Raw genomic sequence first — 14,305 nt, 5'->3', positions numbered from 1 at the left:
GCGCAAAGTTACCAAATATTGGTAATCGGGACAAGAACCACTGCGGCGGATCTGGTGGTCGGGCCGCAGCCAAAGAATGACCTCGATCCCACTCCTTTCGTTCATCGGACAGCCATGTTTACAAATGTAGTCGTATCATCTACAGGTGTAATCGACAAAGCTGCAGCGAGAAGTCCAACCATGCCCAGCGATCCTTCCGGCGAACGCATATCCGATGCCGAACACGCGGTGATGGAAGTGCTTTGGGACCAGAGCCCGCGCTCCGCCACCGATGTCTGCGACGCCATATGCTCAACCCGCGACTGGTCGATCGCCACGGTCAAGACGCTGCTGTCGCGGCTGGTGGCCAAGGGCGCGCTGGCGACCGAGCCCGAGGGTCGCCGTTTTCTCTATCGCCCGCTGATCGCACGCTCGGCCTATGTCGGCGGCGAATCGCAGCGGCTGGTCGATCGCCTGTTCGGCGGGCGCGCTTCCTCGCTGTTCGCGCAGCTGGCGCAGAGCGAGGCGCTCACCGATCAGGATCTCGAAGAGATGGAAGCCCTGCTCAAGGAACTGCGCCAATGACCCAGTACCTGCTCGATACGCTCATGTGGACCGGGGCGCTGATCGCGCTGGTGCTGCTGCTGCGCCGCCCGGTGGCGCGGCATTTCGGCGCGCAGGCGGCCTATGCGCTGTGGGCGCTGCCGCTGCTGCGGCTCGCCATCCCGCCGATCACCCTGCCGGCCTGGCTCAAGCCCGCCGAAGCGGCGCCGTCGCTCGCCGAAGCGGCGACGTCCGAACCAGCTCCCATGCTGGCGATGAATTCGCTCGCGCAGGCGGGGGAGATCGCGCAGGTCTCGCCGCTGCCTGCCGCTGCATCGGTGCCGCCCGTCGATTGGCTGACCCCCTTGCTGGTCCTGTGGCTGGCCGGATCCGGAATTTTTCTGGCCCGCCGCTTCGCGCTCTATTTCGCCATGCGCCGCGAGTTGCTCGAGGGAGCCAAGCCCGTGGGCGAGGTCGGTCGCGTGCGCCTGGTCGAAACCCCCGCGACCCGAGGACCGGTGGCGTTCGGCGTGTTCGACAAGGTCGTCGCGCTACCCCAGGGCTTCATGGCGCAGCGCGACCGCCGGACCCGCGACCTCGCCATCGCGCATGAACTCGCGCATCACCGCGGGCACGATCTGCTCGCCAATGTGGTCGTCCAGCCGCTGTTCGCGCTGCACTGGTTCAACCCGCTCGGCTGGGCGGGCTGGACCGCGCTGCGGCGCGATCAGGAGGCCGCCTGCGACGCGCGCGTCGTCGCCGTGCGCAGCCGCGACGAACGCGCCGCCTATGCCGATATCATCGCCGGTTTCGCCACCACCGCTGGCGCTGCGCCGCGGCTGGCTTTGGCCGCGCCGATGGCCTGCGCGGTGCTGGGCGACAAATCGATCATCCACCGACTGAGGAGCCTGACCATGGCCGATATTTCCCCTCGCCGCCGCTTTGCCGGGCGCGCGCTGCTAGCTGGTGCTGCGCTGGCGCTGCCGCTGACTGCCTCGATCAGCTATGCCGAGACGATCTCTCCCGAGGCGCCCGCCGTCCCGACAGCCCCGCAAGCGCCCACCGCACCCCCGGCCCCGAATGCTCCTCCGGCAACGCCCGCGCCGCCGGCACCACCCGCCCCGCCGGTCGAGCCGGAGTTAAACATTGATCTTACCATCGAGCGCGAAGTGGAAACGCGGGTCGAGCGCGAGCTGGATGCCGCCGAGGCCGGGCTCGAAGCTGCGGAGCGCCACGTGCTGCGGACGAGAGAACACGGAATGACTGCGCAGGAACGCGCGGAACTGCGCGCCGACATGGCCCAATTGCGCAGGGATCTCGCCGAGGGCGGCGAATTGCGGCGCGAAATCAGGCTGGCGGTGAGCCAGGGGCGGGCCGCAGCGCCCGAGGTCGTGATGACCTGCCAGCAGGGCCAGACCGAGATCGTCCGCAGCGGCACCACCGGGGCGGGCCGCGAGGCGCTGTTCGTCTGCGAGGCGGCGGCGCTGGAAACCGCCCGCGCGGCGATCGACAGCGCGCGGCGGACGATCCGCAGCGATCGCAACCTTTCGGAGGCCGAACGCGCCGAAGCGCTGCGCTCGCTCGACGAGGCGCTGGCCGAGATCCGGTCAGAGGGCTGATCAGGCTGCCCCGACGGTTCAGCCAGGCGTCGTGATCACGTCGCAGGCACGGTCATCGCCGCGCAGCCCGAGGCGAAGCGCCCGACTGCGCTGCTGGCTGGTACCGTGGGTGAAATTTTCCTTGCTCACCCTTCCGCCGGTAAGCCGATCGTCGCCGATTGCTGCGGCCGCGTCCATTCCCTCCTCGATATCGCCCGGTTCGATCAGATTGCGGTTCTTGCCCGCCCATACGCCGGCATAGCAATCCGCCTGCAGTTCCATCAGCACCTGCATCGCTTTGGAATCGCCGGGCGACTGCCGCTGCGCGTTGCGTATCTGGCCGGACACGCCGGTAAGCGTCTGGATGTGGTGGCCGTATTCATGCGCGAGGACGTAGTAGCGGGCGAAATCGCCGCTGTTGTCCGCCATCCGCGCGAGCTCGTCGTAAAAGCTGGTATCGATATAGATCGTCTCGTCGGCGGGACAGTAGAACGGGCCCATCGCCGAGCTGCCGCTGCCGCATCCCGTGCGTACTCCGGACCCACTGTAGAGATCCAAGGTCGGCTGGCGGAAATTGTCGGCGAAACCCTGTTCGGCAAAGGTTCGTGACCAAGTATCGTCGAGCGATTCAAGGGCGTTACAGGCTTCGACCGCATACTGGCTGGTGGAGCACACTGCCTGAACATCGGTATTCACTGAGCCGCCTTGCTGCGTTCCCTGCTGGACACTTTCGACCGTCGCGGCGGTCTGCATCGGGTCCAGTCCGAAGACGAAATAGCCGATCGCCGCCAGGACGATCGTGCCGCAGCCGAGGCCACCTGCCTTGCCGCCGGGCATTCCGCCCCCGCCGCTCGATCGCACGTTGATATTGTTGGCGTTGAACGGATTGAGCCGCATCTTTTAATCCCCCTCAAGGTCACCGCTGGACAGCGCGCCTGGCTTGCGCGATGCGGGTTGAAACACCGATTAACGCTTGGAGGTCGAATTGTTTCTCGAAGGAAAACGCGCGCTCGTCACCGGATCGACCTCGGGCATCGGTCTCGCCATCGCGCGGGCCTTGCACGCGGAGGGGGCCGCTATCGTGCTCAACGGCTTTGGCGACGCAGCCGAGATCGCTGCGCTGTGCGAGGAACTGGGCGCCAGCCATTCGGGCGCCGACCTCACCGATGTCGCGCAGATCGGAGCGATGATGGCCGAGGCGGGCGGTATCGACATTCTCGTCAACAACGCCGGGATGCAGCATGTCGCGCCGGTCGAGGATTTCCCGGTTGCCAAGTGGGAGACGATCCTCGCGCTCAATCTCGGCGCGGCGTTCCACACCACAAGGCTCGCGGTGCCGGCGATGAAGGCGAAGCGCTGGGGGCGGATCATCAACACCGCCAGCGCCCATTCCAAGGTCGCCTCGCCCTTCAAGAGCGCCTACAACGCCGCCAAGCACGGGCTCGACGGCCTGACCAAGACGGTCGCGCTCGAGCTCGCCGAACACGGCGTCACCGCCAATTGCATCAGCCCCGGCTATGTCTGGACCCCGCTGGTCGAGAACCAGATTCCCGACACGATGCAGGCGCGCGGGCTGACCCGCGACGAGGTCATCAACGACGTCCTGCTGGTCAAGCAGGCGACCAAGAAATTCGTCCAGCCCGAGGAGGTCGGCGCACTGGCTGTGTTCTTGTGCCGCGACGAGGCGCAGAACGTCACCGGTGCGAACTGGAGCATGGACGGCGGCTGGACGGCGGAATGACTTGTCGCCTTTCCGGTGTAACCCGACGGGGCGACCTGACTGCAGGGAAGGAAGGGCACTAGCGCCCGTCACAAACCGTCGTTACATGGGCCGCCACGATTCCCCCCGCGCGTACAGAAAGTGGCATTCATGGACATCCCCCTCGGCCTGACCTTCGACGACGTGCTGCTGCGTCCGGCCGAAAGCGATATCCTGCCCTCGATGGCGAACACCGCCACGCGGCTGACGCGCGCGATTTCGCTCAACATTCCGGTCATCTCCAGCGCGATGGATACGGTGACCGAGGCCGACATGGCCATCGCCATGGCGCAGATGGGCGGCATCGGCGTGCTGCATCGCAATCTGCTGGTCCCCGAACAGGTCGCCGCGGTGCGCGCGGTCAAGCGCTACGAGAGCGGTATGGTGGTCAATCCGATCACCATCCACCCCGATGCCACCCTGGGCGAGGCGCAGGAGCTGATGGCGGCCAACCGCATCAGCGGCATCCCCGTCACCGATCGCGACGGCAAGCTCGTCGGTATCGTCACCAATCGCGACGTCCGCTTTGCCGAGAACCCGCTCCAGCCGGTACGCGAGCTGATGACCACCGACAATCTCGCGACCGTGCCGCTGGGTACCGGGCAGGAGGACGCGCGTCGCCTGCTTCACCAGCGCCGGATCGAGAAGCTGCTGGTGGTGGACGATCACGGCAAATGCGTCGGACTGATCACGGTCAAGGACATCGAGAAGGCGGTCGCTTATCCCAATGCCACCAAGGACGGGACCGGCCGCCTGCGCGTCGCCGCGGCGACCACGGTGGGCGATGCCGGTTTCGAGCGCACCGAGGCGCTGATCGATGCCGAGGTCGATGTGGTGGTGATCGACACCGCGCATGGCCACAACAAGGAGGTCGCGCGCGCGGTCGAGCGGGTCAAGAAACTGTCCAATTCGGTCCAGGTGATCGCGGGCAATGTCGCCACCGCCGAGGCGACAAGAGCGCTCGCCGATGCGGGTGCGGATGCCGTCAAGGTCGGGATCGGACCGGGCTCGATCTGCACCACCCGCGTGGTCGCCGGGGTCGGCGTGCCGCAATTGACCGCGATCATGGACTGCGCGGCCGAGGGCGAGAAGCACGGCGTGCCGGTGATCGGCGACGGCGGCCTCAGGACCAGCGGCGACGCCGCCAAGGCGCTCGCCGCGGGCGCGTCATGCGTGATGATCGGCTCGATGCTCGCCGGGACCGAGGAAGCGCCGGGCGAAACCTTCATCTACCAGGGCCGCAGCTACAAGAGCTATCGTGGCATGGGCAGCGTGAGTGCGATGGCGCGCGGCAGCGCCGACCGCTATTTCCAGCAGGACGTTTCGGCGCAGAAGCTCGTCCCCGAAGGCATCGAGGGGCAGGTGCCCTACAAGGGTCCGGCGAGCGCGGTGGTCCACCAGCTGGTCGGCGGGATCAAGGCGGCGATGGGCTACACCGGCGCCTCGACCATCGAGGAATTGCGCAACAAGGCCCAGTTCGTCCGGATCACCGGTGCGGGCCTGACCGAGAGCCACGTCCACGACGTGGCGATCACGCGCGAGGCGCCGAATTATCCGACGCGCTGATCGCCACCTTTTGCCACGATGACCCCCGCCGCTCGCATCCAAACCGCGATCGAACTGCTAGACTCGATCATCGCCGCCGCGCGCGGCAAGGGCGCGCCCGCCGACCGCATCCTCGCCGAATGGTTTCGCGCCAATCGCTTCGCCGGTTCCAAGGACCGTCGCGCGATCCGCGAGCTGGTCTATCGTACCATTCGCGCCTGCGGCCCCGTCCCCGCCACGGGTCGCGCCGCGCTGCTGCGGCTGGCCGAGACCGATCCCGCCATCGCGCCGCTGTTCGACGGATCGAACTACGGCGCCCCGGCGATTAGCTCGGGCGAACAGCCTGCGGCTGGCGGCGTCGCGCCCGCTTGGCTGGTCGAGCGACTCGCGCGCTCCGGCGTCGAGGACGAGGAGGCCGACGCGCTGCTCGGTCGCGCGCCGCTCGATCTGAGGGTCAACACACTCAAGGCTGAGCGCGCCACGCTCGAGCTGCCCGAACCCGCCGAAACCACCGCCGCGCCGCAGGGCCTGCGTGTCGCGACCGGAACCGCGGTCGAGCAATGGCCGCAATGGAGCGAGGGGCTGATCGAGGTGCAGGACACCGGATCGCAGCTCGCCTGTCTCGCGCTCGACGCGCAGCCTGGTGAGACCGTCGTCGATCTGTGCGCCGGGGGCGGGGGCAAAACGCTCGCGCTGGCCGCGGCGATGGACAATCAGGGTCGCCTGATCGCTGCCGACACCGATCGCAACCGGCTCTCGCGGCTCGCGCCGCGCGCCCAACGCGCCGGTGCCAGCCTGATCGAGACCCGCCTGCTCAACCCCGGTCGCGAGATGGAAGCACTGGGCGATCTTGCGGGACAGGCCGATGCGGTGCTGGTCGACGCGCCCTGTTCCGGGACCGGGACCTGGCGCCGCAACCCCGAGGCGCGCTGGCGGCTCGACGAGGGCGAGCTTGCACGGCTGGTGCAATTGCAGGCGCATATTCTCGATTTGGCGGTGGGGCTGCTGCGGCCCGGCGGTCGGCTTGTCTTTGTCACCTGTTCGCTGCTCGATGCCGAGGGCGCAAAGCAGTTCGACGCGCTGCTCGCGCGCCATCCGCAGCTTGCGGCGTCACCATTGGCGCTCCCGCTCGGTCGCGAACGCGGGAAGGGTACCCGCCTCACTCCGCTCCAGGACGGCACCGACGGATTTTTCATCGCCTGTGCAGCTTAGGCGTGATAATCCGGCCCATTATGGCTGACCAAGCCCGTTCCCGCCATCAAGGCACCCTGGAGACGATCATGCGCTTTGCCCCCGCCGCCGCTGCCCTTTCGCTGGCCCTCGTGATGACCGCGAGCGCGAGCCTTGGCGCCGACCGCGAGCCGGCCCCACGCGCCGCTATGCTGATCGCCGATGGCCGCGCCGCGCTGGAAGCTGGCGATACGCAGGTGGCGATCGATTCTTTCGAAGCCGCGCTGGCAGTCGATCCGGGCTACACGCCGATCTTCCTCGAACTGGCGCGCGCCGCGCGCCGCGACGATCTGCAGGGCAAGGCGATCCGCTATTACCGCGAAGCGCTGGTCCGCGATCCGGGCAATCTCGCCGCGATCTCGGGCGAAGGCGCGGCTCTGGTCGAGAAGGGCGCGGTGGCAAAGGCCCGCCTCAACCTCGCCAAGCTGGAATCGCTGTGCGGCGAAGCCTGCCCCGAGACACAGCGGCTGGCGCAATCGATCGCGCAAGGCCCCAAGGATCGGGTGCTGACTGCCGAAGCGGTGCTGCCCGATACCGAGGTGGTTCAGTCCAACTGATCTGGGCAGGCGGCGCGAGCGCGCAGCCGCTCAGACCAGCTCGCGAAAAGCTTCCAGCACGGTGCGATAGACGCGCTTCTTGAACGGCACGATCAACTCGGGCAGCTGTTCGGGATCGACCCATTTCCAGTCGCAGAATTCGGGCGGATTATGCGCCTCGAGATCGATATCCTCGTCGGCGCCGGTGAAGCGCGCCAGATACCACACCTGCTCCTGCCCGCGGTATTTGCCGCCCCACAGTTTGCCGATCAGTTCCTCGGGCAGGTCGTATCGCATCGCCTCATCCATCCGCTTGAGCAGGGTGATATGCTCGGGCTTCGCGCCGGTCTCCTCGCCCAGCTCGCGCAGCGCCGCATCCTCGAGGTCCTCGCCCTCGTCGACCCCGCCCTGGGGCATCTGCCACCAGTCGCCTTCCTTGTTGTCGATCCGCCGCCCGACGAAGGCGCGGCCCTGGGCGTTGACCAGCATTACCCCGACGCAGGGGCGGTAACCCAGTGGATGCGTTGCGTCGTTCATCGCGTCAGCCGCGCCAGCTTGACCTTGATTGCGCCGAGGAAGGCCTCGAGGTCGGCCTGCCCGCTGGGGATCGCCTTGCGCAGCGTGATGAAGCCGTGGATCACCCCGGGAAATTCGAAATAGCTCACCTCGGTGCCCTGCTGGATCAGATGCGCGGCGTATTCGCGGCCCGAATCGCGCAAGGGGTCGAGCCCGGCGGTGCAGATCACCGTCGGCGGGGTGTTGGCGCAGTCGCCGACCATCGGGGTGTGACGCGGATCCTGCGCATCGCCGCCATATTGCTGGGTGAACCAGGCCATTGCCGCGCCGGTCAGCAGGAAACCTTCGTTGAACAGCGCGAAGCTGCTGTGTTCGCTGATATCGCTGGCGACTGGGTAGAACGGCGCCTGCACCAGCACCGGCACTGCTGCGGGTTCGTTGACCAGCTGGTTGGTGGTGACGATGGTGAGATTGCCGCCGGCGCTATCGCCGCTGATGACCAGGCCGGTGACTTCGCGGCCCAGTTCGGCGGGTGAGGTGGCGATCCAGCGCGCCGCGGCCTCGCAATCGTCGGGCGCAGCGGGGAAGGGGTGCTCGGGCGCGAGTCGGTATTCGACCGAGATCACCGGCAGGTCGAGCTGGTAGGCGATCTCGCTGCACAGCGAGTCATAGACCTCTATATCGCCGATCACGAAACCACCGCCGTGGAGGAATACCACGCAAGGTCCGGCTTCGCGCGTATCCTTGGTGTCGTAGAGCCGCAGCGGAATATCGCCGTCGGGGCCGGGGCAGGTAAGGTCGCGGTGCACGGCGAGCTCGCGGTTGTCGGCTTCGGCCACGGATTTCATCGCGCGCATCTGCATGCGTCCCTCGACCGCGCCGACTTCCTCGACTCCCTTGCCGCCCATCTGCTCGAGCATGTCGAGAAATCCGCGCACGTCATCGCGCACGTAATGTTCGCCCTTGGCCATCGTCTGCTCTCCCTGTTCTCTTTGCCGAAGGCTTAGCGTCTCGCTAGGGCTTTGCCAGCCGCGATTTTGTCGTCGACGGAGAAAAACTTGATTGCGGGAGCAGGGGGCGGCTCCTAGGTCCGGCACTCGAATGACACCAGCGCCGCACACGCGCGGCGCGCGATAAGGAATTTCCGGATGGCAACTGCCGCCACCGCGCCGCAGGACGGCATTTCAGACACCCCCGAAGCCGTCGTGGTCCGGTTCGCCGGCGACAGTGGCGACGGCATGCAGCTGACCGGGGGACAGTTCACCCTGTCCACCGCGCTGGCGGGCAATGATCTGGCGACCTTCCCCGATTTCCCCGCCGAAATCCGCGCGCCAACCGGCACGCTGTTCGGCGTCTCGGCCTTCCAGATCAATTTCGGCAGCCGCGAGATCAACACCGCGGGCGATGCCCCCGATGTGCTGGTGGCGATGAACCCGGCGGCGCTCAAGGTGAACATCTCGTCGCTCAAGCCCGGCGGGCTGGTGATCGCCGACACCGGTGCCTTCACCAAGCGCAATCTCGACAAGGCGCATTACGATTCCAATCCGTTGGAAGACGGCAGCCTGGCGAAATTCGACCTGCTGGCCTTCGACATCAGCGAGAAGACGATCGAGGCGGTCAAGCCTTACGGGCTGGGCAACAAGGACGCGCTGCGTTCCAAGAACATGTGGACGCTGGGCCTCGCGCTGTGGCTGTTCGACCGCGACCGCGCGCCGATCCACGAGTGGCTCAAGCAGAAATTCCGCCGCAGCCCCGACATCGCCGACGCCAATATCGCCGCGCTCGATGCCGGTCATGCCTATGGCGAGACCGCCGAGCTGTCGGGCCCGATCAAGCAATTGCACATGCCGCCGGTACTCAGCGAGCCGGGGCTCTACCGCACCGTGACCGGCGCCGAGGCGGTTTCGCTCGGACTGGTCGCGGGGGCGCAGCTGGCCAAGTTGCCGATGTTCTTCGGCGGCTATCCGATCACGCCAGCCAGCGCGATCCTCCACCATCTCGCGCGGCTCAAGGAATTCGGCGTCACCACCTTCCAGGCGGAAGACGAGATTGCCGCGATCTGTGCCGCGATCGGCGCGAGCTATGCCGGCAGCCTCGGCGTCACCAGCTCTTCGGGTCCGGGCATTGCGCTCAAGACCGAGGCGATGGGGCTGGCCATCATGACCGAGCTGCCGCTGGTGATCGTCAATTCGCAGCGCGGCGGCCCCTCGACCGGGCTGCCGACCAAGACCGAGCAGAGCGATCTCTATCAGGCGGTCTATGGCCGCAACGGCGATGCGCCGATGCCGGTGATTGCGGCGCGCAGTCCTTCGGATTCTTTCGAATGCGCGATCGAGGCCTGCCGTATCGCAGTACAATACATGACCCCGGTGATGCTGCTGACCGATGGCTATATCGCCAATGCCGCCGAGCCCTGGAAAGTACCCGATCCCGAGACCTTCGCTCCCTTCCCGGTGAGCTTTGCCGATGCGGATAGCCTCGGGCTCGCAGGTGAGGGTGAGGTGGACGCCGCCGGAGCGGGGTCCAAGGGCGATGCTTCGCATGCGGTGGTCCAGCCCTATGCGCGCGACGAAAAGGGCGCGCGGCCGTGGATTAGACCGGGTACGCCCGGGCTGATGCACCGCATCGGCGGGATCGAGAAGGCGCAGGGCACCGGCCATATCGATTACTCGCCCGACAACCACCAGGCGATGACCGATGCGCGCCGCGACAAGGTGCTGGGCGTCGACCGTCCGGACCAGGAAATCGCGCTCGGCGAACCCGGCGGCACTCTCGCGGTGGTCGGCTGGGGTTCGACCTATGGCCCGATCCTCCAGGCCGTGCGCCGCAGCATCGCCAAGGGCCGCAAGGTCGCGCATATCCATGTCCGCCACATCTGGCCGCTGCCCGCCAATCTGGGCGATCTGCTGCGCGGCTTTGACCACGTGCTGGTGCCCGAGATGAATACCGGCCAGTTCAAGACCGTGCTGCGCGATCAGTTCCTTGTCGATGCGACGCCGTTGACCAAGACCAGCGGTCAGCCGTTCCAGATCGCCGAGGTCGAAGCGGCGATCGCCAAATATTTCGACGGCATCGAAGGCAATGAGGGCGGCGAGGTGCCCGCCAACGACCAGCAGTTGCCCAACACCGGAATTCTGTCGTGAGCAATTCGGCCACCATACGCCGGACCGATGCGGTCGTGAGACCGAATAAAACCGCTATTGAAGAACCCACATCATGAACGACATGACCCCCATCACCACGACCATCAAGGACTGGGAAACCGACCAGGAGGTCCGCTGGTGCCCCGGTTGCGGTGACTACGCGATCCTGAAAGCGGTCCAGCGCACGCTGCCGCAGCTTGGTTGCGATCCAAAGAACACCGTGTTCGTCTCGGGCATCGGCTGTTCGAGCCGCTTTCCCTATTATATCGAGAGCTACGGCTTCCACACCATCCACGGCCGCGCGCCCGCGGTGGCGACGGGGATCAAGCTCGCCAATCCGGCGCTCGATATCTGGCTGGTCACCGGCGACGGCGACGGGTTGTCGATCGGCGGCAATCACATGATGCATGTGCTGCGGCGCAATGTGAACATGCAGATCATGCTGTTCAACAACGAGATCTACGGCCTCACCAAGGGCCAGGCCTCGCCCACGAGCCGCGAGGGCACGCGTTCGCCCTCCACCCCGCTGGGCAGCTACGACCATCCCGCCAAGCCCGCCGCTTTCGCGCTGGGCAGCGGGGCGCGCTTCGTGGCGCGTGGCTTCGACGTGTCGAAGAAATTGCCCGAAGTGCTGAGCGCCGCGCACGCGCACAATGGCGCGGCCTTTATCGAGATTTTCCAGAACTGCATCGTTTACAACAAGGACGTATTCGACGATTTCGCCGCGCCCAAGGGCGCCGAGGATCGTCAGCTGTGGCTGGAAGATGGCCAGCCGATGCTCTTCGCCGACGGAACCAAGGGTCTCGCTCTCGACACCGTCAACCTGGCGCTCACCGTGGTCGATGTCGTCGATGGCGACTGGCAGGCGGCGGGCGTGGTGGTCCATGACGTGCGCAACCGCTCGCTCGCCCATATGCTGGTCGAAATGCCATTCGGCCCGTTCCCGATGGCGCTGGGCGTGCTCTACGACCATCCGCGCCCGACCTTCGAGGATGCTGTGGTCGCCGAACGCGCGCAGGCGAGCGAAGGCAAGCAACCCGATCTGGCGAAACTGCTCGCGACGGGCCAGACTTGGACCGTGGACGGGACGGCGGCTGATCCGGTCTGAATAATCCCAGATGGATAATCTGACCCATTCCCTCGTCGGCGCGCTGATCGGGCAGGCGGGGCTCAAGCGCAAAACGGGGCTCGCCATGCCGGCGCTGATCATCGGGGCGAATATCCCCGATATCGACGCGGCCTGCTTCTTCTGGCTCGACGGCGTCGAGCATCTCGGTTTCCGCCGCGGAATCACCCACGGACCGATCGCCCTAGTGCTGCTGCCGCTGCTGCTCGCGGCCGGGCTGTGGTGGTACGACCGCTGGCAGGCGGCGCGCGGCAAGCGGCCCGCGGAACGCGTGCCGGTCCATTTCGGTTGGCTCTATGCGCTCAGCCTGATCGCCTGCCTGTCGCATCCGGCACTCGACTGGCTCAACGTCTACGGCATCCGCTTGTTCGAACCCTTCTCCAGCACTTGGTATTATGGCGATGTGCTGTTCATCATCGACATCTGGCTGTGGCTGTTGATGGGCTTTGCGACCTGGTTTTCGCTGCGGCGTGAGAAGCGCGACGGGGAATGGCGCAGGCCCGCGCGGATCGCGCTATCCGTGGCCGCGCTCTACATCGGCATCAACGGCTGGATCACCGCGCGCGCCGAGGCGGGCTTGGTCTCCAGCCCGGTGGGGACCGATGTGGTCATCGCCAGCCCGCCGCCGCTGTTCTCGCTTTCGCGCGAGATGATCTCAGGGGGGAACGGGCTATACATGACCGACCGCCGGACGCTCGCCGGGGTGCCGATCGACGGCTGCGACCTCACCCAGGTCCGGCGTGAGGACAAGGGTGTGGACGCCTTCCTGGTCTGGTCGCGCGTGCCCTTCGTCGAGCCGCGCGAGGATGGCACGTTGTGGCTGCGCGATGCGCGTTTTGCCGATCCGCGAGCGGGCGACCGTTTTGCCGTGCAGATTCCCGCCGAGGCCTGCCCGCAGGTGCGCACCGAACCATGAGTACCCCGCAGATCGTCTGGCTGCGCCGCGACCTGCGCCTTGCCGACCAGCCGGCGCTTCATGCCGCCGCGCAAGCCGGGCCGGTGATCCCGGTGTTCGTGCTCGACGACCAACGCGCGGGCGATCACGCCTATGGCGGAGCGTCGCTTGTGTGGTTGCATCACTCGCTCGACAGCCTGTCGCGCAGTCTGGGCTCGCGCCATTCGCGGATCGTGCTGCGCCGCGGCGATGCCCCGCAGATCCTAGCCGCGATTGCCGCCGAGACCGGCGCGGCTTGCGTACACGCGATCCGCCATTACGAACCGTGGTGGAAGGAGGCCGAGGACGAATTGCGCGATGCGCTGGGCGAGGATGCCGCGCTCAAGCTCTACGACGGGAATTATCTGCTCCCGCCCGGCGCGGTTACCACGGGTTCGGGCGACCCCTACAAGATCTACACACCGTTCTCGAAGTCGATGATCGAGCGGATGCCGCCGCGCGACACGCTGGGCGAGCCCGACACCATTTCCTCACCCGAGCACTGGCCCGAAAGCGACGCGCTGGCCGATTGGAACCTGTTGCCGAGCGACCCGGACTGGGCGGGCGGAGTCCGCGATTTCTGGCAGATCGGCGAAAGCGCTGCGCATGACCGGCTGGCGCAGTGGAGCGATTCGGTCGCGGAGTATGACGAGGCGCGCAACCTTCCCTCAAAGGACGGCTCGAGCCGCTTGTCCCCGCACCTCCATTGGGGTGAGATCAGCCCGGCGCAGGTCTGGCACGCGCTCAAGGGCCGACGCGGGCAGGGCTGGCAGACCTTCGCCAAGGAGTTGATCTGGCGCGATTATGCCCAGAATGTGATCGACCAGTTTCCAGATTATGCGCGGACGAGTTACCGTGAGGGGTATGACGAGGTCTGGCGAAATCCCGAGAACGACAGCGATGCTACGGACGATCTGCGCACCTGGCAGCGCGGCATGACCGGCTACCCCATCGTCGATGCCGGGATGCGCCAGCTGTGGCGCACCGGCTGGATGCACAACCGTGTCCGCATGATCGCGGCAAGCTTTCTGGTGAAGCATCTGCTGATCGACTGGCGCCACGGCGAGCAGTGGTATTGGGACTGCCTGGTCGATGCCGATTACGGCAACAACGGCGTCAACTGGCAGTGGATCTCGGGCACCGGGGTCGACAGCAACATGTTCGTGCGGATCATGGCACCGCTGACGCAGAGCGAGAAATTCGCCGCGGGCGAATACATTCGCGAATTCGTCCCCGAACTGGCGCATCTCACCGATGCCGATATCCACGATCCGCCCGACGGGAAGCGCGGAAAGTATCCGGCGCGAATGATAGAGCACAAAGCGGCGCGCGAGCGCGCGCTCAACGCATATCGGGACAGCCGGGGCGACTAACTTGCCTGTTGCGCCACGCCGCG

At 66.5% G+C, this 14,305-nt stretch carries 13 protein-coding genes; 10 read left to right on the top strand and 3 right to left on the bottom strand.

The features are described from left to right. Positions 1–180 precede the first annotated feature (180 nt). Complete coding sequence (locus tag ACWIKC_RS07835) at positions 181–564, top strand: BlaI/MecI/CopY family transcriptional regulator (RefSeq protein ID WP_454596955.1); 384 nt, start codon at positions 181–183, stop codon at positions 562–564. After that, positions 561–2,141, top strand: coding sequence for a M56 family metallopeptidase (locus ACWIKC_RS07830; RefSeq protein ID WP_454596954.1), 1,581 nt, complete (start codon positions 561–563; stop codon positions 2,139–2,141). The genes ACWIKC_RS07835 and ACWIKC_RS07830 overlap by 4 nt, the downstream gene beginning before the upstream one ends. An 18-nt stretch (positions 2,142–2,159) precedes the next feature. Here the strand turns inward: ACWIKC_RS07830 and ypfJ are convergent, their stop codons facing one another. Further along, a complete protein-coding gene (ypfJ, locus tag ACWIKC_RS07825) occupies positions 2,160–3,017 on the bottom strand; it encodes a KPN_02809 family neutral zinc metallopeptidase (protein WP_454596953.1) in 858 nt (285 codons plus the stop codon). Positions 3,018–3,105: 88 nt separating this feature from the next. Here ypfJ and ACWIKC_RS07820 point away from each other — a divergent pair, with 88 nt between their 5' ends. The 4 genes from ACWIKC_RS07820 to ACWIKC_RS07805 all read left to right on the top strand — a co-directional run bounded on the left by ACWIKC_RS07820 (position 3,106) and on the right by ACWIKC_RS07805 (position 7,211). Beyond that, positions 3,106–3,861, top strand: a complete 756-nt coding sequence (locus ACWIKC_RS07820) for a 3-hydroxybutyrate dehydrogenase (RefSeq protein WP_454596952.1) — start codon at positions 3,106–3,108, stop codon at positions 3,859–3,861. Between the two features lie 129 nt (positions 3,862–3,990). After that, complete coding sequence (gene guaB / locus ACWIKC_RS07815; protein WP_454596951.1) at positions 3,991–5,445, top strand: IMP dehydrogenase; 1,455 nt, start codon at positions 3,991–3,993, stop codon at positions 5,443–5,445. Positions 5,446–5,463: 18 nt separating this feature from the next. Next, positions 5,464–6,636, top strand: a complete 1,173-nt coding sequence (locus tag ACWIKC_RS07810) for an RsmB/NOP family class I SAM-dependent RNA methyltransferase (protein WP_454596950.1) — start codon at positions 5,464–5,466, stop codon at positions 6,634–6,636. A 68-nt stretch (positions 6,637–6,704) separates the two neighbouring features. Beyond that, complete coding sequence (locus ACWIKC_RS07805) at positions 6,705–7,211, top strand: hypothetical protein (RefSeq protein ID WP_454596949.1); 507 nt, start codon at positions 6,705–6,707, stop codon at positions 7,209–7,211. Positions 7,212–7,241: 30 nt separating this feature from the next. Here the strand turns inward: ACWIKC_RS07805 and ACWIKC_RS07800 are convergent, their stop codons facing one another. Both ACWIKC_RS07800 and ACWIKC_RS07795 read right to left on the bottom strand, forming a co-directional pair. Further along, positions 7,242–7,727: an RNA pyrophosphohydrolase gene (locus tag ACWIKC_RS07800; protein ID WP_454596948.1), complete on the bottom strand. Its 486-nt coding sequence runs from the start codon at positions 7,725–7,727 to the stop codon at positions 7,242–7,244. Beyond that, complete coding sequence (locus ACWIKC_RS07795) at positions 7,724–8,677, bottom strand: alpha/beta hydrolase (protein ID WP_454596947.1); 954 nt, start codon at positions 8,675–8,677, stop codon at positions 7,724–7,726. The genes ACWIKC_RS07800 and ACWIKC_RS07795 overlap by 4 nt, the downstream gene beginning before the upstream one ends. A gap of 177 nt (positions 8,678–8,854) precedes the next feature. Between ACWIKC_RS07795 and ACWIKC_RS07790 the strand changes: the two genes are divergently transcribed. From ACWIKC_RS07790 to ACWIKC_RS07775, 4 genes are all read left to right on the top strand, one after another. Continuing rightward, positions 8,855–10,849, top strand: a complete 1,995-nt coding sequence (locus ACWIKC_RS07790) for a 2-oxoacid:acceptor oxidoreductase subunit alpha (protein ID WP_454596946.1) — start codon at positions 8,855–8,857, stop codon at positions 10,847–10,849. Positions 10,850–10,922: 73 nt separating this feature from the next. Continuing rightward, positions 10,923–11,957, top strand: a complete 1,035-nt coding sequence (locus ACWIKC_RS07785) for a 2-oxoacid:ferredoxin oxidoreductase subunit beta (RefSeq protein ID WP_454596945.1) — start codon at positions 10,923–10,925, stop codon at positions 11,955–11,957. A gap of 10 nt (positions 11,958–11,967) precedes the next feature. Next, positions 11,968–12,891 (top strand): metal-dependent hydrolase, encoded by a 924-nt coding sequence (locus ACWIKC_RS07780; RefSeq protein ID WP_454596944.1) that lies wholly within the window; start codon positions 11,968–11,970, stop codon positions 12,889–12,891. Beyond that, complete coding sequence (locus ACWIKC_RS07775) at positions 12,888–14,282, top strand: cryptochrome/photolyase family protein (RefSeq protein WP_454596943.1); 1,395 nt, start codon at positions 12,888–12,890, stop codon at positions 14,280–14,282. The genes ACWIKC_RS07780 and ACWIKC_RS07775 overlap by 4 nt, the downstream gene beginning before the upstream one ends. Positions 14,283–14,305: the final 23 nt, after the last annotated feature.

The sequence above is a fragment of the Qipengyuania sp. SM2507 genome (genome assembly GCF_053714505.1).
The sequence above is the reverse complement of the archived record's forward strand: the minus strand, read 5'-3'. Positions and strand labels throughout refer to the sequence as shown.